The organism is Calditrichota bacterium, assembly GCA_013112635.1.
Lineage (GTDB): Bacteria > Calditrichota > Calditrichia > Calditrichales > J004 > JABFGF01.
Map to the genome: position 1 here is coordinate 719,685 of JABFGF010000002.1, position 20,786 is coordinate 740,470.

The window sequence follows — 20,786 nt, forward strand, 5'->3', positions numbered from 1 at the left end:
AATGCTCAATTGTTTTATTCTCAATCAATTACAATTTTTATAAAATTTTTCGATCTCTTTATTTAAACTTGCCAGGCTTTCTGCTGTCATTTCTGAAGTTGGATTGACTTTATTTATCATTCCAAAGAGGTTCTGTAATTCAGAAAATTCAATCGCGGTTTTTACTGATAATTTTGTCACAAAGCTCTCATCCAATTTTGATGTATCCATATTATATTGGTGCCTGATAAACTCCAGAAGATATGTTCTGCTTTTTATGGCAACATCTGTATGGTTTTGTTGGCTATAATAAAGCCGGCCAATCACATCAACAAAACTTAATGTATCATTAGAAAGTGGTTTTATGGTTGGAATTGCCCGCTGTTTGCGTTTGCCCTCCACAAAAATGAATAACAGAATTCCAACCAGTGTCAGGTAATAAGCCCATCTTAATGTTTCAGTATTTAAGACAAAACTTATCGGCGAAGAAGTCCTTTGTTTCCTGGCAGGGATATAATATTGATCCCAAATAGTCGGAGCTTTGGGCAGATTGGAGAACATAGCCGAAATATATTTTTCATTACCCGGTGTGAGAATGTTATAATTTGTAAATGCCAAAGGTACTGTGTGCAAAAACAATTGGCCAGTGCCTAAACCCATCTTTATAAAATTTGTAGCATTCTCTTCATCAATGCCCAAAACTTTCATTTTTGAAGAATCTATTTTATCAAAATGCCAGGATAACCCTGCATGTTTTATAGGAAATGATTTATCAATTTTATTAAGCAAACTACGGTTTACGGAAAGAGAATCTTTCACATATTTTAGATTAGTAGAAATCCCAAGTGAATCACTAAAATTTGTTCCAAAAGAGTGAGCGGAAATAAAAACATTTCCCCCTTCTTCAACAAATGATAGCAATGTTTCAGTATCGAGTTGGTCCGGTTCAAAATCATTACAAACAAAAATATAATTTTTGTAAATCGTATTTAGAGAATCGGGTAAAGTATTATAAATGGGCCATTCTGCCATTAACAAATTTTCTCCTGGGAATAAGTCATCCAGTAAACTATACACAATATAGTTGCCAAAAGGTATTTTGTCGGTAGATGAAAAAGTAGGCGTCCAGTTAAGCGGTTTTGGTTTTACTGTTTCAATAACAACCAGTAAACCTATGGCGATAATAAGTGGCAGGAACAATTTAATATTTTTCATCATTCCGTTTGTCCACATAAATTATTAAAATTTTCAAAATAGCCGGAGATAGCAGAAAAGCTGTCTTCTGTTATTTCAAACTCGCCATACCAGGCATATTCGTAAAGTCTTGTTAAACCGGAAAATGGTGTTTTCAATGAATCATTTTTTATTTCAGAATAATAATCATAGTTGGTTTTGCCGATTTTCCAGTTTATAAAATTTTTATCTGAAAGCAATTTTAAAGAGATAAGATATAATAATCTTACCGCATTTCGAAAACGGTTGTTTTGAATTTCTTGTTCAAGAAGTTTGTTTAAATCTGCATCATGAATATTGTCTTCACTTATTGCAGAAATAGAGGCTGATTCTTTTTCCGGCTTGTAAAAAAGTGAGCCCAGTTTGTTTTTCATAAACTGACGCACCAGGTAAAACAATGTGCCGAAAGCAAAAAGATAAATAAGAACTTCCCAAAACGATGAGGTCCCGGGATTTAGAAGATATTTAAAAAAATTATTCCATAGCCAGGATAAAAAAACATCGATTAAACTTATCGAACTGAAGGATTGATGTTCATAATTAAATTCCGGATCAGACCTAAATTTTTCAAGACGCTCATTGCTGAAAGAACGCTGTTCTACGATTGTTGAATCTTTTACAACAAAGTGTGGCTCTTGCTGAATTGCCAGAAGATTTGCTGAGAATAAAAGAGAAAGTAGTAAAAATTTCATAGTGCTTGAAAACCTTATTCCGTAACCGGGTCTATTTCCAAATCATCTATTTTCTGTGCAAGACCAGTTGCTTCTTTTTTCTCTCGCTGGCTAAAATAATGGATTGCTATTGTTACAAAATAGATGCTGTGCAGAAAATACGAAAGAGTTGAAAAAGCCATCATAAAACCCATAAACGGATTAACCTCTCCAGCAAGCTGTCCATCCATTTGATTAAAAAACAGCGTGTAACTTACGATCCAATTTGGTATTAAAAATATTATTTGCAGCACCATAATAATAATAGCGGTTAGGAAATATAGCCCAAATGTAAACCACCAATATTCTCGAATTAGCTTTATGCTTCGTTTCATTGCCGCCATAAACGAAAGATTTTCATGCAGCGTAACTATATAGATAAATGAAAGTGCTATAAAATAATATGCAAAAGGTATCATGAATAACATTATGATTACAAAAGGAAGAAAAACAGCCGTTGAAGATGTTACCGAAGCGAGAATACCAATTAGAACTCCGGCGATTATCAAAATGATATATGCAAGCATTGCTAACACAAATAACAATAAGTTTACCTTTGCCACCTTCCAAAAATTTTTAATACTTTTATTAAAAACACCAGCCGATGAAAAACGCGATTCATCTTCTTCGATATACATCAAAACATAACTATTAATAAGCGAAACAACGATTGTAAATAAAACAAAGCCAACTATCAGTATTAAAAAATAAAGGATTATAAACCCTGGACTAAACTCCTGGGTTTGCGCAAATGATAAAAAGCCATCAAAAAAGTAATAGTTTACCAGTGCCAAAACCAAAATAAATGGCCCAAGAATTAAAAGAACACTTTTTCCCAAGGGGACAAATTCCTGGCGGATAAAAGCAAATGTAGCATTGAGTATTTCGCTAATATTACGCGCTTTGGAAAAGCTAAATATTTCTGTGGATTCCATATTATTCTCGCTATTAGTTTATTATTCCATAACTGGATTATCGTCAAGAGCTTCAATTTTTTGCGCCAGCCCGGCAGCTTCTTTCTTTTCTCTCTGGCTGTAATAATGAACTGTGGTTGCAACTACAAATATACCATAAAACAAATATGAAAGCTGGCTGATAACAGAACTTACACTTATCCACCAACCATAGTTAACAGCAATGTTTTGGCCCGCATCATGAAACTCATAAATAAAGCTCATAATCAAAATCGGAGCCTGAAAAACCATCTGTAAAACGTAAACTATAATCCAGATTAGAATTAGCAATCCAAAAGTAAACCACCAATAGTCACGAATAAGATAGGCGCTTCTAATAAACGCATTTCCCATTGTTATTTTTTCGTGGATTATCACAGTATAAAGCAAACTTAGCGAAACAGAAAAATAAACCCCCGGGATAAAAAACACCATAAATGCAATAACTATGAAAATTGTAAAAACAATTGTAATTCCAAGTAATTTCCCAAAGCCCTGAGCACTCATTCTAAATATGGTAAGTACATTATAACGAGAGTCATCGTTTTTAATATAAAGCAAAATGTAGTTATTAATAACCAGGATCAGCAAAGCATAAATTGCCAATTGAACAAAACTAAGGATGCCAATACTTGCCCAATAGTCTGCAGAAAGTAAGAATTCCGGAGTAGCAGAAAATTGATCACCAATAAATGAATCTGATACTATTGCTGAAACTAACATCAAAGGGCCAACAATAAACAAAATACTTTTACCCATTGCCTCAAATTCCTGGCGTATAAAAGTAAACGTAGCATTTATTGTTTCACTAATTTTTCTTGCCTTAAAAAAATCAAATAACTCCATTACAATTCTCCTGGAAAAGATTGAGTTTTGCAAGCTGACAAAATCAACAGATGAAGGTTTTCTTCACATTAAGATACGTAAAAACACATCACGCTTTACGATTAAGATGTCTCGGATAAAATAAAAAATAAAACAGTACAAAACCAAGCGAGGCAAAAATAATAAACAAGTTAAGTACCAGCGGCATATCCGTATGTCTTGTAACAAACCCTTCTAAAAAACCAGCAGTAATAAAAACCGGAACAAGTCCAATTACAATTTTCATTCCCTCTTTCGCTCCCTGCGAAAAAGACTCTTTTCTGCTAAATGTACCGGGAAATAAAATTGAATTTCCCATCACCAATCCTGCACCACCCGCAATTATTATTGCAGAAATTTCCAAGGTACCATGAACCCAAACAGCCAATATTGATTCTGTTAAAAGTCCGTGTTCAAAAAAGAAATATTGAAACGAGCCGAGCATAATTCCATTCTGCAACAGTAAAAGCCCCGTACCAAAAGAAGCCAGCAATCCGGAAACAAAAGCTAAAAATGAAACACGAATGTTATTTAAGGTAATCCCCAAAAACATTTCAACTTCGTTCATTTTTTTATACACCGCCATCGGGTCATCATTTTTGATATTCTCCAGAGTCATGTTTACATAACTGTCTCCCAGGATTGTCCTGACAAATCCATCATCATTTGCGGCAGAAACAACACCTATCAATACTGATACAGAAAAAATGATTAGCGATGACAAAAACTTAAAACGCTGTTTATAAAAAAGATGGGGCAACTCTTTTAACCAGAAAACTTTAAAGCGGCCAACTTTTTCTTTTTTGTTTTTATATATTTTTTGATGGATACGAGTAGCGAGCGTATTTAAATACTTTGTGGTTTTACTTTGCGGATAAAATGTCTTCGAATAAGCCAGGTCATCCGTTAAGCGGATATAAAGATTGGTTAATTCGTCGGGGCTAAATTTGGATTGAGTTTCTATTAATGATTCAACCCTTTTCCAATAAGTGGCATTTTTTTTAAGAAAAGCAACTTCCTGCATATATAAACTTCAATTATCCCGTTCCCATTTTTCATGGGAACGGATCGTGAGATTGTTATACCTCAGATTCTACAAAAACCATAGTCTGCAATCTGAGTTTATGAAACTATTTTGTCGGTCCTGTCATCTTCTCCGGGCGTACCCAAGCTTCAAATTCTTCTTCGGTCAAAAAGCCTAGTTCCAATCCGGCTTCCTTCAAGGTTTTATCTTCGCGCCAGGCTTTCAATGCCATTTGCGCGGCTTTATCGTAACCGATATGGCTGTTAAGTGATGTAACCAACATCAGAGAATTTGTAAGATGGGCATTAATATTTTTCATATTTGCCTCAGTTCCGGCAATCGCTTTGTCTTGAAATGATCGACAAGCGTCGTTCAAAATATTTATAGATTGAATTATATTAAAAACCATTAATGGCTTAAAAACATTAAGTTCAAAATTACCCATGGAACCAGCCATAGCAATTGTGGTATCGTTGCCGTATACCTGGCAAACAACCTGTGTCACCATTTCACTTTGTGTTGGATTTATTTTTCCCGGCATAATGGAGCTTCCAGGCTCATTAGCGGGCAGGTTCAATTCACCCAAACCACTGCGAGGACCACTTCCCAGCCAGCGGATATCATTGGCAATTTTCATTAAAGCTGCACCCAGTGTTTTTAATGCACCCGATGCCTCAACAATTGCATCATGGGCAGCTAGTCCTGCAAATTTGTTTCGGCCTACTTTAAATTTATGCCCGGCAATTCTGCTAATTTCTTCTACCATTTTTTGGTCATAACCAACTTTTGTATTTAACCCGGATCCAACTGCCGTGCCCCCAACAGCTAATTCATACAAATGGCTTAATGTATTTGTGATTGTTTCCTCGGCCTGCTCCAGTTGAGCGGCATATCCCGAGAATTCCTGCCCAAGGGTCAGAGGTGTTGCATCCTGAAGATGAGTACGGCCAATTTTTACAATCTTTTCAAACTCTGCCGATTTCTTTTCAAGCCCTTTACGCAAATATTCTACCGCCGGTAACAGTTTCTCTTTTAATGCAATAACTGTTGCAATGTGCATTGATGTGGGGATTGTATCATTTGTTGATTGTGACATGTTTACATGGTCGTTTGGATGAACCGGTGCTTTTGTGCCCATTTGCCCCCCAAGCATTTCAATTGCCCGATTAGCGATTACTTCATTCACATTCATGTTAAACTGTGTCGCGCTTCCACTTTGCCAAATTACCAAAGGGAAATGTGCATCAAGCTTTCCTGCAATAACTTCATCTGCCGCTTTTTCAATTGTTGCAGCCAACTCTTTATCAAGGCCGCTAATACTGGAGTTAACCCGTGCAGCAGCTTTTTTGACCATTGCATGGGCACGAATCATTTCTTTCGGAAAAAACTCCATCCCAATTTTAAAATTTTCTGAAGCCCTTTGGGTTTGAGCACCAAAATATTTATCCTGTGGCACCATTACTTCACCAAGTGCGTCTTTTTCTTTGCGCATTTTTATGCTCCTAATTGTTGATATTTAATATTGTTTTAAAAGATTTTTAGGTGGGCTAATTTAGCAATAAAACCCGTTAGAAAAAATTACTTTTTATCAAGGATGGTACGTACTTTTTCAACAAGGCTGGAAACGGAAAAGGGTTTTTGCAAAAAGTTAATTCCCTCTTCCAAAACCCCGTCCTGAGAAATATAATCATTACTATATCCGGAAATGATCAGGTATTTTAAATTCTGATCCCTTTTAAGCAATTCGCGGGATAACTCCTTTCCATTCATACCGGGCATAATCATATCACTTACAAGAATATCAAAAATAAGTTTGTCTTTTTCAATCATCTCCAATGCCTCATTTCCATTCCGCGCAGAATAGACTTTATAACCATAACTTTTAAGTGAAGATGAGGCAAAGCTTCTAACTCCATCATCATCTTCAACAAGTAAAACAGTTTCCTCACCTTTTAAATGATTAATATCCGATTCACTCGGGTCGCTGTCTACAAAAACTTCTTCGGTAGAAGGCCAATATATTTTAACCGAGGTCCCTTCACCTAATTCACTTTCAACGGAAATATTAGCATCATTTTGTTTAACAATTCCATAAACCGTTGCCAAACCAAGCCCTGTGCCTTTTCCTTCTGCTTTGGTTGTAAAAAATGGTTCAAAAACTTTCTGGCGCACGTCTTCAGTCATACCGGCACCATTGTCCACTATTTCGAGGCACACATGCATTCCCTCAGAACTTTCAATATGGCTTGCCGTGTAGGTCCTGTCAAAATGTATAACTGAGGTTGATATGGAAATTTGTTTTTCAGAACTATTATCTGCTTTTGCTTCGATTGCATCTCTGGAGTTTACAAGCAGGTTTAGCAAGATCTGTTCTATTTGCCCGGGATCAGCAAAAATTAATGGTAAATCTTCGTGCAGATTTTTGTTAATGGTAATATCCGCAGATATTAAACGTGAAATCATTTTTTCCAGATTAACAATTATTTTGTTGATATCCAGAACTTCAGGCTTGTGGGTTTGTTTTCGGCTAAGAGCTAATAATTGCCTTGTAAGTTGAGATGCCTTATCGGAGGCAGAAATTATCTGATCAAAATCCCTTTTTACAGAATGGCTTGGATCGATCTTCCGGACACCAAGTTCGGCAAAACCATTTATTATTGTAATCAGGTTGTTAAAATCATGAGCTACACCACCCGCAAGATTTCCTATCGCTTCCATTTTTTGCGCCTGAAGTAATTGCTTTTCAAGATCTTTCTTGTGGTTTTCTGCATGCAGTTTTTCAGTTATATCTGTAATGGCGGTAACAACCAAAACTTTATTGTCATATATAATTTGCTTACCGCGAATTTCAACTGAAATTACAGTTCCGTCTTTTTTTACACTTTTCGCTTTATATGGATTTGAATCGTGATTTATTATTTTTTCTTCAATCAGTTCACGGTATTCAGATGTGGAAAGATCCGTAGATTTCAGTTTAAGAAATTCATCACGGCTATAACCAAACATATCAATTGCCGATTGATTAACCTCAACAATCTTGCCAAAATCTGAAATTAATATGGCCTCAAATGTTGCCTTGGATAGTTGTTTAAAACGCTTCTCACTGTAAACAACTTGTTTTTGAAAATTTATCCTTTCTTCAACCTCCAGCTTTAATTGTTTATTTTTTTCGCTGATCCCATGCAACCTGTAAAGGTGGGCAGCAAAAAGTAGAATAACACTAATAACAACAATCAGGGCAATAAACCACCATGTTTGCCAATATGCGGGCTCAACTATAACTTTGATAGAGGTTTCTTTTTCATTCCAAACTCCATCGTTATTAGAGCCTTTTACTTTGAACATGTATTCACCGGGAGGCAGATTGCTATAAGTAGTAAAACGGCGATTGCTTTGAGGACTCCAATTCTGATCAAAACCAACCATTTTATATGTGTACTGGTTTTTGTGGCTATGGAAGTAGTTTAGTGCTGCAAACTCAAAGCTAATGACATTGTCCGAGTGCTCAATATGCAATTCATCCAGATAAGGGATTGCCTTTTTAATTACAATACGGTCATCAATTTTTTCATTTACACCTATTGTTTTATTATGGATCAAAAATTTTGTAATTAGTACTGGTGGAATATATTTATTGTCTTTTATGTCTTTAGGGAAAAAAGAGTTTAACCCATTTATTCCTCCAAAAAATAATTCGCCATCCGCTGATTTGTAGAACGCAGAGTTAAACTCATTACTTTGCAAACCATCATGAACATCATAATTACGGAAACTGTTTTTTTTTGGATTGAACCTGGAAAGCCCTCTGTTTGTACTTATCCATAAAATATTCTCCTCGTCTTCCAGAATACCATAAACTACATCGTTTGGCAAACCTTCACTTTCTTTTAAATAAACAAAACTCTCCGAGTCATAATCAAATCTGTTTAAGCCTCCACCATAAGTTCCAAACCACAACCTGCTTTCCGAATCCTGATAAATTGAAATAACATCATCATTGCTCAAACTGGTTTTGTCATTTTCATCATGTTTATAATTTTTAAAGCTGTCCTTTTCAGGATCGTACCGCGAGAGTCCGTTACGCTCTACTGCAAACCAAATATATTTTCTCCCATCCTCAAAGATAGTATAGATTTTATGTCCTGAAATTGTGTTTGGATTTGCCGGGTCATTAATAAAATGTTTAAACGTATTCGTTTCTAAGTTCAATCTACTTACACCGCTATCATAGTAACCAATCCATATAAAACCTGATTGATCTTCAAATACCGACATAACTATATCACTTAACAGGCTGTTCTCGTTTTGCGCATCATGAACAATATATTTTACCTTTTTGGTTTTAGGATCGTAGATATTCAATCCGCCACCATCTGTCGCAACAAGAATCCGGCCATTCTTAGTTTTATATAACATAAAAATATAAGTAGAATTTAATCCTTTGTGGTCATCACTTTGCAGCAAATGCCGAACGGTTTTTCCATCACGGTTAATTATTGAAATCCCACTTTCCCAGCTACTAATCCACAAATTTCTTTCATCATCTTCAAGAATGCTGGATATCATATTGCTATTTAAAATATTGTGTTTGCCCAAATTTTGGCGGTATAAATTAAACTGTTTATTTATAGGACCCAGCTTATGCAAACCACCACCGTTTGTCCCAACCCAAAAAAGGTCGGAATTACTTCTATATAAACTGTAGATATCATTAACCGCTAAGGATGATTTATCCGAAAAATCATGTTTGAATTGACGAACAATTTTAATTTCCGGGCTCAATAATATTAGACCAATTGAGCTTGTCCCAACCCAAAGATAACCTGTAGTATCAGAAATAATAGTAGAAATTTCGTTTTCCTGAAAACCTTCAACTTCACGTAAAACATGGCCAAAACGATCTACATTACCGTTGTTAATATCTAGCCGGTCAAGTCCTCCATCTATAGTACCAATCCAAATTTTAGTATTATCTTTTAGATCGTTGGCCAATGAAAAAATAGAATTACCAGATAAACTATTTTTGTTCATTGGGTTGTGGCTGAAAACCTCAAAACTATTATCTTCTGCATTGTACCTGCTTAAACCGTCAAAGTAGCCACCAACCCAAATATTTCCACGGCTGTCTTCCAAAAGTCTGTAAACTGCATTGTCTGCCAAGCTGGTTTTATCTTTTGGATCATTGTAGAACCGTTTAAATGTTTCCTTGGCTGGACCCAATTTGTTTAACCCATTTTCAGTTCCAACCCAAATATTGCCATTCTTATCAGATATAACTGAATAGACAATGTTGCTGCTTATCGAACTGCTGTCAGTTGGATCATGCATATAACGCGTAAATTTTTCTATCCTTGAATCATATTTATTTAAGCCTCCATCCCAGGTACCAATCCATAATACACCAGGTTTACCTTCACATATGCTGTAAATACTGTTATGGCTTAAACTGTTTGTATCCGTAGGATTATTTTTTAAAACTGAAAAAGAATAGCCATCATATTTATTTAACCCATCCTCTGTACCAAACCACATAAATCCCTGGCTATCTTGAATAATGGAGTAGATTGAACTTTGAGAAAGGCCGTCTTCCAACGATAAATGCTCGATTGTCATTATATTTTCTGACGGAAGAAGAAAATTAAAAATTATTAAAACTAAAAATATGGTTTTATTCATGATGAAAAGTGTTGTTTATTTACAAATATTATCGGCGCAAAAAATTAATCCTGTTAAAATAACAACAATTTTGGAATGGATAAAACAAATAATCAACAGAAGGGGCATGTGAGAACGTTAATTAAGGCAGAATAAAAATAGTTAGGATAAATAATGAGATTGGGAGTGCGAAAGGGGGGACTCGAACCCCCACGGGCTTGCGCCCACCAGACCCTGAACCTGACGCGTCTACCAATTCCGCCACTTTCGCTTAATGAGTTATTAAAATTAGGAATTCTTGATGACCAAATCAATAAAGGAAAACGTACTGTTGTCCGGTATTAATTTTTATCTGCTTGAAGTTCTTTTAGATTGCTTAGTAGCGATGTTAGCGTAAATGGTTTGTGAATAAGACGCGTATTTGGTTCCAGCATCCCTCGGTCAATTACTACCTGATCTGCATAGCCAGTCATATAAAGCAGTTTAATTTCTTTATTAATCTTTTTTACTTTCGAAGCAAACTCGCGCCCATTCATCTTGGGCATAACCACATCTGTTAAAATTAATTTGATGGTGTTCTTATTGGCATTATAAACCTTTATGGCATCTTTTCCATTGGATGATTCAAATACCTTATATCCGTTACCACAAAGTGTTTCTGAAACCAAAGCCCGAACTTTTGGATCATCTTCTACAACTAAAATAGGAATTAAATCCGGTTCTTCTTCTTTTGGGCTTTCAGGAGATGTTAATTGTGATTTACTTTTAATTCGAGGTAGGAAAATTCGGAATTCTGTTCCCGAATTAAGAATACTGTTTACAGAAATATTGCCTCCGGATTGCCTGATAATTCCATATACCGTTGCTAATCCTAACCCTGTTCCTTTACCTGTATCTTTTGTTGTAAAAAATGGTTCGAAAATTTTATCCAGAATTTGTGTTGGTATGCCTTCGCCCGTATCCTGGATGATGAGAAGAATATAATCTCCCGGACTCAATTCCGTCCCTTCAACCGGTATCTTATTCTTAATAGTAATGTTTTCAGTTTGGATGACTATTTTTCCACCTTTGGGCATAGCATCTCGTGCATTGACCACCATGTTCATCAAAACTTGCTCAATTTGATTTGGATCTGCTTTTGTATTCCAAAGTCCCGGATCAAGGTGTGTAATAAGTGAAATGTTTTCATCAATTAGCCTGGAAAGCATTTCGTTTATTCGTAAAACAACGCTGTTCAAGTCCAGTACAATCGGCTCCATTACTTGTTTCCGGCTAAAAGCAAGCATCTGGCTTGTTAAGTTTGCAGCTTTCTTTGCGGCATTATCGATGTGACGTAATTTTGCACAAACAGGTGTTGACTCGTCCTCCGACATTAGCATCAACTCAGTATAACCGCGGATTACAGTTAGCAGATTATTAAAATCGTGAGCGATGCCCCCTGCAAGTTTTCCAACAGCTTCCATTTTTTGTGAATGCCGAAGCTGCTCTTCCAATTTTTTGCTTTTTGTAACATCAACTCCAATCGAAACAACAGAAACCCTTTTTCGGATCGGGTCTTTGACTAGAGCATTATGCCATGAAATGGTTCTTGTTTTGCCATCCCTGGTAATAATTGGTGCCGGAATTCCATCATATTTGTTGCGCCCGCTAAAAATATCATTAATAATGTTTGTGGTTTTTTCCCGGTTTACTTCTGGTATAAATAGTTCAGTCCAGCTTTTTCCGATAACTTCCGATCTTGAATAACCCGTTAATTTTTCAGCAAAATTATTAAATTCTACAATTATATCTGGTTCATCAATTGTAATAATCATTGTTGGTGCAGTCTGAATTACATCGCGGTTATAATCCTTTTCTCGCTTTAACTCAATTTCCGCTTTTTTACGACTGGTTATATCAAACCCAACAAATGCTGCCGATTTTCCATCACTGTATTTTTTTGCAACCAGTAAATAAGACCTGTATTCTCCATTAACATAATTATTCACTTCCTTTTTAACAGCATTTTGATCAGACTTCATAAACTCTTCAACAAACTTTTTGAAGTGATCATTTTGTCCAACAAAGCCAACTTTTTTTCCAATAAAATCTTGCGGGTTTAGATTTTGTTTATCACACAAATACTGATTTACGCCTTTGTATTCCAAGTCAGAACTAATCCAGGAAATTTCACCAGGGATAGAGTCCAAGACGGCTTGAATTCTGGTTTTTTCCTTTTCCAGCTGTTCTTCTGCAAGGATGCGTGAGGTTACATTTTTTACGATTGTTAATAATCCTGGTTGGCCATCAGGATATTCAATTCGTTGTTCTTGTAACTCTAAATATATCAAATCACCTTTTTTATTAACAGCCTCTATTGTATGGTTTAATACTTCACCACCTAAGACAAAATTTATGTTATTATCTACATCAGGTTTTAAATGTTCTGGAGCCGTTTTTGAAATGTGATTCCCAACAAGCTCCTCTCTACTGTAGCCCAGCAACTCGCAATAAGCACTATTTATTTCACGAATGATTCCATCAGCATTCAAAAACAACACACCATTTGAAGTGACTTCAAAAAGGGTTTTATAAATATCAATATTTGGGGCCGAATTTTGGGAATTTGAAATTCTGGACAGTTTTTTTGATTTTCTAATCGAAGATTTTTTCTCGACTATACGGGTACTTTTTTGTGTAAGCAGGGCTGATATCCGGTTATTTTGTAGTTTCATTAATTGTGAAGGATGTATCCTTATAATAAGGCTTTCGACAAAACCAATGGCATTCTTAAGGGAGGAATTAGCAGAAAGAGTATTTTGCTACAGGAGCAAAAGTTGATTTTGACCAGCTGGTCTATGGAAACTATTTTAGCCTATTCCAAAATGATCGTATCTCTTTTTTATAGTTTTTTGAAATTACAATATCACCTCGTTTATCAAACCAATAACCCGGTAAAATAGAATTATATTTTTCTTCAGCAAAACGCTCGCCAATCAAAAGGATGATACCTTTATCAGTAAAGCTGCGAATTAGCCTGCCTACAGCCTGAATAACTTTGTTCATTCCCGGATATAAATAGGCATAATGCTGGCCCTGGCCATTTTTATTCTCATAGTAGCGGTTTAGCAGTTCGCGTTCATATCCAAATTGAGGTAATGCCGGACTTACAACTATTACACCAACGGCCATATCGCCTGAGTAATCCACACCTTCAGAAAACATACCACCCATAACCCCCATTAATAAATGCACTTTTTTAGAATTTTTTAAGCCCTCCAGTACTGCATCCCTTGCTTCTTCGTTCATTCCCGGTTTTTGTAGAATTTTCTCTGATGAAATATTTCCAAGAAACAGGTTTACATTTTGCATGAAATCATAACTTGGGAAAAAAACAAGATAATTCCCTTTTTTAAGATTAATTGTCTCCTTAATTACCTCTGCAATTTTGGGATAGTTTTTTTGGCGATCCTTGAATCGTGTGGAAATATGTGGCACAATTATTATTTTGCGATTCTCTTTTGAAAAGGGTGAATCAAGTTGTAAAGTATTTGTTCTATATTCCGGAAATCCCAAAACATCACAGTAGTAGTTTATTGGGTCAAGCGTTGCAGACATGGCCAGAACAGAATGAAAACTATCTATTTTTTGACCAAGATACATTGCCGGGTCATTGCATTGGATATTTAAAATCCCGCCATCCGATGCATCATAATAAGTCACGAATGCAGCTTCCTTAAACCGGGCAACTTGCAAAAATCTTCGTAATAAGAAATAAATAGCCTCCAGCGGATCTTCAATTATCAACATGCCCTTGCGTATTTTGTAAATCAAATATGAAATATATGCCGATTCGAAAAAAGTAAACGCCTCGTCCCAGGCAACTACATTTATGTCAGTTTCAAAATACTGTTGATTGGCAAAATGTGTTTCTCCTTCCTGTTGAAACACCTCAAACAGTTTGTCTACCTCGGACAATGCTTTCTTCAGGTTTTTATAAATCTTTTCCTTCTTATTTTTTAATGAATCTCTCATTAATTGAACTTTGTTGCGTCTGATTTGTGGCGATAAATACTGACGGCCACGTTCGTACAAATTATGAGCTTCATCAATTATTAAAATCCAATCAGAATAATCTTTATAAAAGAATAAACGCCTTAGTTGTACTGCCGGGTCAAAAACATAATTATAATCACCAATTATCAAATCACAATTAAGGCTGGCATCCAGGCTTACTTCAAATGGGCATAATTCTTCCTGTTCGGCTTCACTATAAATAAGTTCCGGAGTAAGCAAGGAGTTTTCCATTAGCCTTAAAATAATTCCCGACTCATCGCGGCGCGCTTTATATTCCCTGGCAAAAGGACAATGCGCTTCATGACAGAAATATATATCGTTGGCACACATTTTTTGAGATGCTTTGAGAAAGATAACTTTTAAGTCCAGCCCTTGTTGCAGGATTGGTTTTATAGTCTCTTTAACGATCTCCTGCTGTGATGTTTTGGATGTTACAAACATTATTCGTTTATCACGGGCAAAGGCGTATTGAATGGCCGGGAAGAGACTCGCTGCCGTTTTACCTGTTCCCGTTGGAGCCGAAACCAGTAAGTGTTGTTTTTCCTGCAAAGCCTGATTAACCGCATCCATCATTTCATTTTGTTGCGGACGGGATTCAGACAAAGAAAATTTAACCAGACTTAATTCCGCTTCACGCCGTTTTATCTCTGCCTGATTTTCCTCAATTTCATTTACAATCTCACCAAAACGCTGCTGCAAGATTGTTTCTACCTCGGCCCTGTTATAGTTAACTGGAAAAGTGCGGTCTTTGTAATCCACCAAATTGATAAGTACCAGATATGGCACAATTTCCTGGCCATCCAACTCATCCTGCAAAAGATAGGCATAAAGCAAAAGCTGATGAATGAAGTGTGGATACAACTCAGAATTTACTTTTGAGAACTCACCTTTTTTTAAAATAACTGATTTGATTTCTTCAATCTCAGCACGGTTTGGCAATTTAAAAACACCATCAATGCGCCCGCTAATCTGGAAAGTATAATCCAGAAAATCATAAGAACGGTTTAAAGAATACTCTGAGTGAAACATGCCTTTTTTATTGGTTCTGCCTTTTTGCAAAAAAGTTTGGGCCTGACGGCCTAGCGCACCACGCTGAGGCATGGGAAAGGATGACAATATTTGTGAGTTTTGTGTGGCGGGAACAAGATCACGGACACTTAAAGAAATAAGTTTGTTTTCAATTTTAATGGCCATAAATTAAGAATAACGAAAGACAGTTAAAGATGAAAGAAAGAAATGCGGTGAATTTATAAAGTTGGCCATCCTTCAATGTTTTTATCATCAATGGCAACAAGAAAATCAATATCTTTTGTAGCTCTTGGATTTCTATAAATGCCAACAGCCCATCCACCAAGCAAGAGATAGCGAACATTATTTTCGTTTAAACACTTTATAAACTCTTTGAAGTCTTCCGGTAGTTGCTTCATCGCCATAGAAACATTCCCGTAAATAGGTTATGGTTTTTAGTTTTTCTTCAACGCTTGTATTGGTCCAATATTTTTTATCATTTATTTCAAGGTCTTGTGCTGTTCCCGAAATTATCTGATTTCTATTCATTTTCTTCTTCATTTAAAGTATCTCATTTTCATCAATCCAAAATTTCATCTGTGTCTTCTTCATCCGTAAAAACAGATGCAAGTTCGCTTAAAGCCTTTGCGATTTCTTTATAAAAATTCAGCGTACTTTCAGCATATAACTTTTTACCGAACGGCTCAATAATCAAACTCAAATTTTCAAGGGCATCCAGCACTTCTTCTGTCTCAGCCAAAAAGGAGTAATATTCAAGCAGGTTGGAAATAGATGCCGGCGATTCATCAAAGCTGATATCCACCAGGCTTTCATACATGTCGTCCAAAATAATTTCTGCTTTTTCAACATTTCCATAATCTGTAAACAAAAGGGAAACAAGCGGTGCATCACCTTCTTCATGTGTAAACATGCGTGTAAACTCTGCCTGTAAGGCGCTAACATCCTCGCCCTGAAAAAAATTCAACACATCCAGAGTGTGGGCAGCCAGCTGTTCATCCAGTTCATTTTGATTATTTATTTCCAATTGCCGGAAAATATGCTGTAATTCCAGACGCAATTCATCATAAGGAAATGTGAGGCATTTGCTGTAAAAGCGAAAAAGCTGAATATAAAAAGTATTGTCTACCATAACTCTCTCTTAATTTAATAAAATTAATTTACTGTCTGCCTTAATAGAAGACAAAGAATTTCAAATCAAAAAAACCAATCCATAAAAAAAGTAAAGAATTTGTTTTACTTTCTCATTCGTTTTCAATTTGTTTGTGAACATTTTGTTAAAAACATCTTCTATAATGCCCCATCAATTAAATGAAACAAGAATCCCAAAATATAACAGGAGGTATTAATGCGCTTTTTTTTAGTTTTATTATTAGGATTATCTTTTTTACTCAGTTCTTGTAGTGATAACAGTTCGGGCACTGATAGCAATGGTTCGGAAACCCTTTCATTATCTTTCACCGGTTTAGAACACCTTGATAACGGGTATCATTACGAAGGTTGGGTTATGCTAGATGGAGCACCTGTTACTACAGGTAAATTTAATATTGACGCAAGTGGCAATTTTGTAGACGTAAATGGCAACAGTATAACAAATGAATTCCAAACGCCAAACAAGGATGACCTAACTGATGCAACTGCAGTAATTATTACCATTGAACCTTCGGGAGATACAGATGAAATCCCGGCAACAACAAAAATAATTGCAGGTGATATAAACGGCTCCAATGCAACGTTAAATACAACACATGGCGCAACGCTTGGAAATGATTTTTCCAGCGCATCAGGAAAATATATTTTAGCAACACCAACTTCTGCTGATACAACTGACGAGAATAGCGGAATCTGGTTTCTAAGTTTAGCAAGCGGTTCCCCGGCTGTAGGTCTTGATTTGCCTACACTGCCAGCAGGTTGGGTATATGAAGGATGGGCTGTAATAGACGGTACACCTGTAACGAGTGGCCGTTTTACAGATGTTGCCATGGCGGATTTAGCTGCTCCATTTAGCAGCACAGGTGATGGCCCTCCGTTTCCCGGTGAAGACTATATTGTTAACGCGCCTTCAGGATTAAGCTTTCCAACTGATTTAGCCGGTGGCACAGCAGTTATTTCAATTGAACCGGAGCCTGATGATAGTGCAGCACCTTTTACATTAAAACCATTGGTTGGCTCTATTGATGCATCTGCAACTGATCACTTTACCTATGACATGACAAATAACAACGGCAGTTTCCCAACTGGAACCGCTTCAATAAAGTAACCTTTTGCCAATTAGGCTCAAAAGCCCGCACGGCTGATTATATAAATGGTCGTGTGGGTTTTTTAGGTTATTCTCCCTTTTTCTGATTATTTCAACCCGCCAAATTATAACTTCACAATATTTGCGCCTTAGATCGATTAGTTTTATACTTGATCGTTGAATTTAATCACCATTGTATCAACGATAATTTTTTTCTTTGTTTATTAAAAGCCGAAAACAATGAAACCTCTATTCATTTGCCTTTTTTCATTTTTATTAATCTCTTGCGATCATGGTATAAAACCGCCGGATTTACCTTCGCAGAAAACGGGCATAAGCGGTACAATTTATTACAACAACTGGCCTCCGGCTGACAGTATTGAAAACCTAAAGCTCGTTGTTTTTAACAACTTCCCTCCAGACGATATAGTTGCTGAAGTAATTGCCGGTGATGCAATTGCTTATCCGGAAGACCTGACTGAGAAACTGCCAATTGGAGACGACTCAACCGCTTACATAATGGAATTAAAGGCCGGGTTATATGAATATGTTATGATAGCCCAGCAATATGGCCCGGGTATTTTTACTGACTGGCGTTCTGTCGGGCAATATGATCTTTCACTTTCAGATTCACTACCAACGGCTGTAACTGTTATCCAGGATTCTGTTTTGGAAAACATTAATATTTTTGTGGATTTTAATAACCTGCCCATTCAACCATTTTAGCCTATGAAAAAAGACACAAGCCGTCATTCTGAACTTGTTTCAGAATCCATTAGTTCTTCTAATAATAAAAAGTCTGGTGCTATTTTTAATCGCTTTTTTCTTTTACAGACAATCCTTCTGTTCGTGGCAGTCACATCCTCCGTTGCACAAATAAATCCATTAAACGGAAAAATTGTTGATGACCATGACAATCCAATCGCCGGCGCGAATATTTATATAGAAGGAACACTGCTCGGCGCCGCAAGTGACAAAGATGGCTATTTTGAGATTAAGAGCATTCCAGTCCAAAAATTTATTTTAATCATTTCCGTTATTGGTTTTAGCGAATTTAAAATTGAGATTGACCTGCAAAACAATCCTGAACCAAATCTTGGGACAATAAAACTGGAAACCTCACCCCTGCCAACTCAACCGATAATAACCACTGCCAGTAAGTATGAGCAAAATGTGCGTGACATTCCGGTAAGTATTGCCAATGTTTCCGCTGCGGAAATAAATGACCGCAACGCCATTACAATTGCAGATGCATTAAAATATACATCGGGCATTAACCTGACCGACGACCAGGTAAATATTCGTGGTTCCAGTGGCTACAGCCGCGGAGTTGGCAGCCGTGTTATGATGCTTGTTGATGGAGTTCCTTTTATTGCAGGTGATACACAAGGCCTGGTTTTTGAAGCACTTGCCATCAACGAAATTGCTGATATCGAAATTATTAAAGGTTCTGGGTCGGCATTGTATGGTTCCAGCGCAATGGGTGGCGTGGTAAATGTACTGACCAAACCAATTACTCAAGAAGCTCAATACAGTTTTAAAATATATGGCGGGATGTACTCCGACCCTTATTATAAAAAATGGAAATGGACAGATAAAACCCAAACTTTGAATGGGATAAAAGCAAGTTTTTCAAAAAAGTTTGATAAGCTTGGTTTTAGGATTGGAGCATCACGAGATCAGGATGACAGCTATAAACAAAATAACTGGAAAGAACGGATAAACGTGGGTGGTAAAATCCAATACGATCTCTCTGCTTATGAGCGGATAACAGTAGCCGGAAATTATATGGACCAGAAGCGGGGCAGCTTTTTGTATTGGAAAGATTTGCAACATGCGCTCTCTGTTCCTGACAGCCAGAGAAATGATAATGTCCATTCTATCAGAACATATTTGCGGGCTGAATACCAAAATATCATTTCCAAGAATAATTTTTATAAAGGCAACATTCTTTGGTACCACAACTACTTTGATGATCTGGTTGGAGGTGAAAAACATAACTCTACATCAGAATTTGTTTATGGCGAGTTTCAGTACAATCAAAAAATAGGAAAGCACTTTATTACGATTGGTCTAAACCCAACTTTGAGCAGTGTCTCATCAAACCTGTTTGGCAATCACCAGGGAATTGGCGCAGCACTTTTTATTCAGGATGAAACCAAGTGGTCACAAGATTGGATTACAACCACGGGCTTGCGATATGATTATTCTGATATTGATGAAATTGGAAGCGACCAGCGAATCAATCCAAAATTTGGCCTTGTCTGGAAAGGATTACCTGGTGGAGTAATTCGTTTTTCAACAGGAACCGGTTTCCGTGCGCCTTCCATGGCCGAGGCTTTTACATCCACATCAACCGGTGGAATTATTGTGATCCCTAATGAAAATTTAAAACCAGAGCGCAGCACATCAGCAGAAATTGGCTGGAACCAGATTTTTAGCGAGTACCTGGCCACAGACGTTGCAATCTTTTATAACTATTATTGGGATTTGATTGAAGGTGGTTTTATACCAAGCGGGCAAATTCAATTTCAAAATGTTACGGAAGCACGCATAAGTGGCTTTGAGCTAAATTTTTTCGGCAGGCTCATTCCGCAATTATTGAGTTACCGTATCGGTTACACTTACAGCGATACGCGTGATATTGAACTTGATGACTTTTTAACTTATCGCCCTCGCCATCTTTTGTACGGCACGTTAAACAGTAAATGGCATTTCTTGAATTTTGGTGCCGACTATCGTTTTATTAGCCGGTATGACAGGATTGATGACACGTTTGCTTTGATTATTGCCGATGCAACCGAGCGGGTTGATGCACATGTTGTTGATGTGCGGATTTCCGCTGGCTTTGATTTTGGTGCATTACCTTTGAAAATGTCTTTACAGGCCAACAATGTTTTACAATATAATTATATTGACCTTGTTGGGTCGATTGCACCAATCCGCCAATTTGTTTTAGCATTGGAAACAACTTTTTAATTTTGTCATTCAAAACGCAGCCTGTGAAGTGAAAAATCCCAATTAAATATGAAAAAACGCATCTAAAA

The 20,786-nt window shown here is 36.7% G+C and carries 14 protein-coding genes and 1 tRNA gene; 3 read left to right on the forward strand and 12 right to left on the reverse strand.

Annotation, left to right across the window (positions count from 1 at the left end):
- Nucleotides 1-24: 24 nt before the first annotated feature.
- The 12 genes from HND50_08220 to HND50_08275 form a co-directional block, all read right to left on the reverse strand.
- Nucleotides 25-1,197, reverse strand: coding sequence for a hypothetical protein (locus HND50_08220; protein ID NOG45202.1), 1,173 nt, complete (start codon nucleotides 1,195-1,197; stop codon nucleotides 25-27).
- A complete protein-coding gene (locus tag HND50_08225) occupies nucleotides 1,194-1,904 on the reverse strand; it encodes a DUF4129 domain-containing protein (GenBank protein NOG45203.1) in 711 nt (236 codons plus the stop codon). Before HND50_08225 ends, HND50_08220 begins: the two co-directional genes overlap by 4 nt.
- Nucleotides 1,905-1,918: 14 nt before the next feature.
- Nucleotides 1,919-2,857 (reverse strand): hypothetical protein, encoded by a 939-nt coding sequence (locus HND50_08230; GenBank protein NOG45204.1) that lies wholly within the window; start codon nucleotides 2,855-2,857, stop codon nucleotides 1,919-1,921.
- A gap of 21 nt (nucleotides 2,858-2,878) precedes the next feature.
- Nucleotides 2,879-3,721 carry a hypothetical protein gene (locus tag HND50_08235; GenBank protein NOG45205.1) on the reverse strand — a complete coding sequence of 281 codons (843 nt, stop codon included), beginning with the start codon at nucleotides 3,719-3,721 and terminating at the stop codon, nucleotides 2,879-2,881.
- A gap of 88 nt (nucleotides 3,722-3,809) precedes the next feature.
- Nucleotides 3,810-4,763 (reverse strand): stage II sporulation protein M, encoded by a 954-nt coding sequence (locus tag HND50_08240; protein ID NOG45206.1) that lies wholly within the window; start codon nucleotides 4,761-4,763, stop codon nucleotides 3,810-3,812.
- A gap of 106 nt (nucleotides 4,764-4,869) precedes the next feature.
- The gene (gene fumC / locus HND50_08245) at nucleotides 4,870-6,261 is read right to left on the reverse strand and encodes a class II fumarate hydratase (GenBank protein ID NOG45207.1); all 1,392 of its coding nucleotides are present in this window, start codon (nucleotides 6,259-6,261) and stop codon (nucleotides 4,870-4,872) included.
- 80 nt (nucleotides 6,262-6,341) lie between these two features.
- Nucleotides 6,342-10,376 carry a response regulator gene (locus HND50_08250; protein ID NOG45208.1) on the reverse strand — a complete coding sequence of 1,345 codons (4,035 nt, stop codon included), beginning with the start codon at nucleotides 10,374-10,376 and terminating at the stop codon, nucleotides 6,342-6,344.
- Nucleotides 10,377-10,605: 229 nt separating this feature from the next.
- Nucleotides 10,606-10,689, reverse strand: a tRNA-Leu gene (locus HND50_08255).
- 70 nt (nucleotides 10,690-10,759) lie between these two features.
- Nucleotides 10,760-13,132, reverse strand: coding sequence for a PAS domain S-box protein (locus tag HND50_08260; protein ID NOG45209.1), 2,373 nt, complete (start codon nucleotides 13,130-13,132; stop codon nucleotides 10,760-10,762).
- 130 nt (nucleotides 13,133-13,262) lie between these two features.
- Nucleotides 13,263-15,668, reverse strand: a complete 2,406-nt coding sequence (locus HND50_08265) for an ATP-dependent DNA helicase (GenBank protein ID NOG45210.1) — start codon at nucleotides 15,666-15,668, stop codon at nucleotides 13,263-13,265.
- Between the two features lie 53 nt (nucleotides 15,669-15,721).
- Nucleotides 15,722-15,907 carry a hypothetical protein gene (locus tag HND50_08270; protein NOG45211.1) on the reverse strand — a complete coding sequence of 62 codons (186 nt, stop codon included), beginning with the start codon at nucleotides 15,905-15,907 and terminating at the stop codon, nucleotides 15,722-15,724.
- 155 nt (nucleotides 15,908-16,062) lie between these two features.
- Nucleotides 16,063-16,632 carry a hypothetical protein gene (locus tag HND50_08275; protein NOG45212.1) on the reverse strand — a complete coding sequence of 190 codons (570 nt, stop codon included), beginning with the start codon at nucleotides 16,630-16,632 and terminating at the stop codon, nucleotides 16,063-16,065.
- 216 nt (nucleotides 16,633-16,848) lie between these two features.
- Here HND50_08275 and HND50_08280 point away from each other — a divergent pair, with 216 nt between their 5' ends.
- The 3 genes from HND50_08280 to HND50_08290 all read left to right on the forward strand — a co-directional run bounded on the left by HND50_08280 (nucleotide 16,849) and on the right by HND50_08290 (nucleotide 20,718).
- The gene (locus HND50_08280; protein ID NOG45213.1) at nucleotides 16,849-17,760 is read left to right on the forward strand and encodes an anti-sigma factor; all 912 of its coding nucleotides are present in this window, start codon (nucleotides 16,849-16,851) and stop codon (nucleotides 17,758-17,760) included.
- A 219-nt stretch (nucleotides 17,761-17,979) separates the two neighbouring features.
- Nucleotides 17,980-18,465 carry a hypothetical protein gene (locus HND50_08285; GenBank protein ID NOG45214.1) on the forward strand — a complete coding sequence of 162 codons (486 nt, stop codon included), beginning with the start codon at nucleotides 17,980-17,982 and terminating at the stop codon, nucleotides 18,463-18,465.
- A gap of 3 nt (nucleotides 18,466-18,468) precedes the next feature.
- A complete protein-coding gene (locus HND50_08290; GenBank protein ID NOG45215.1) occupies nucleotides 18,469-20,718 on the forward strand; it encodes a TonB-dependent receptor in 2,250 nt (749 codons plus the stop codon).
- Nucleotides 20,719-20,786: the final 68 nt, after the last annotated feature.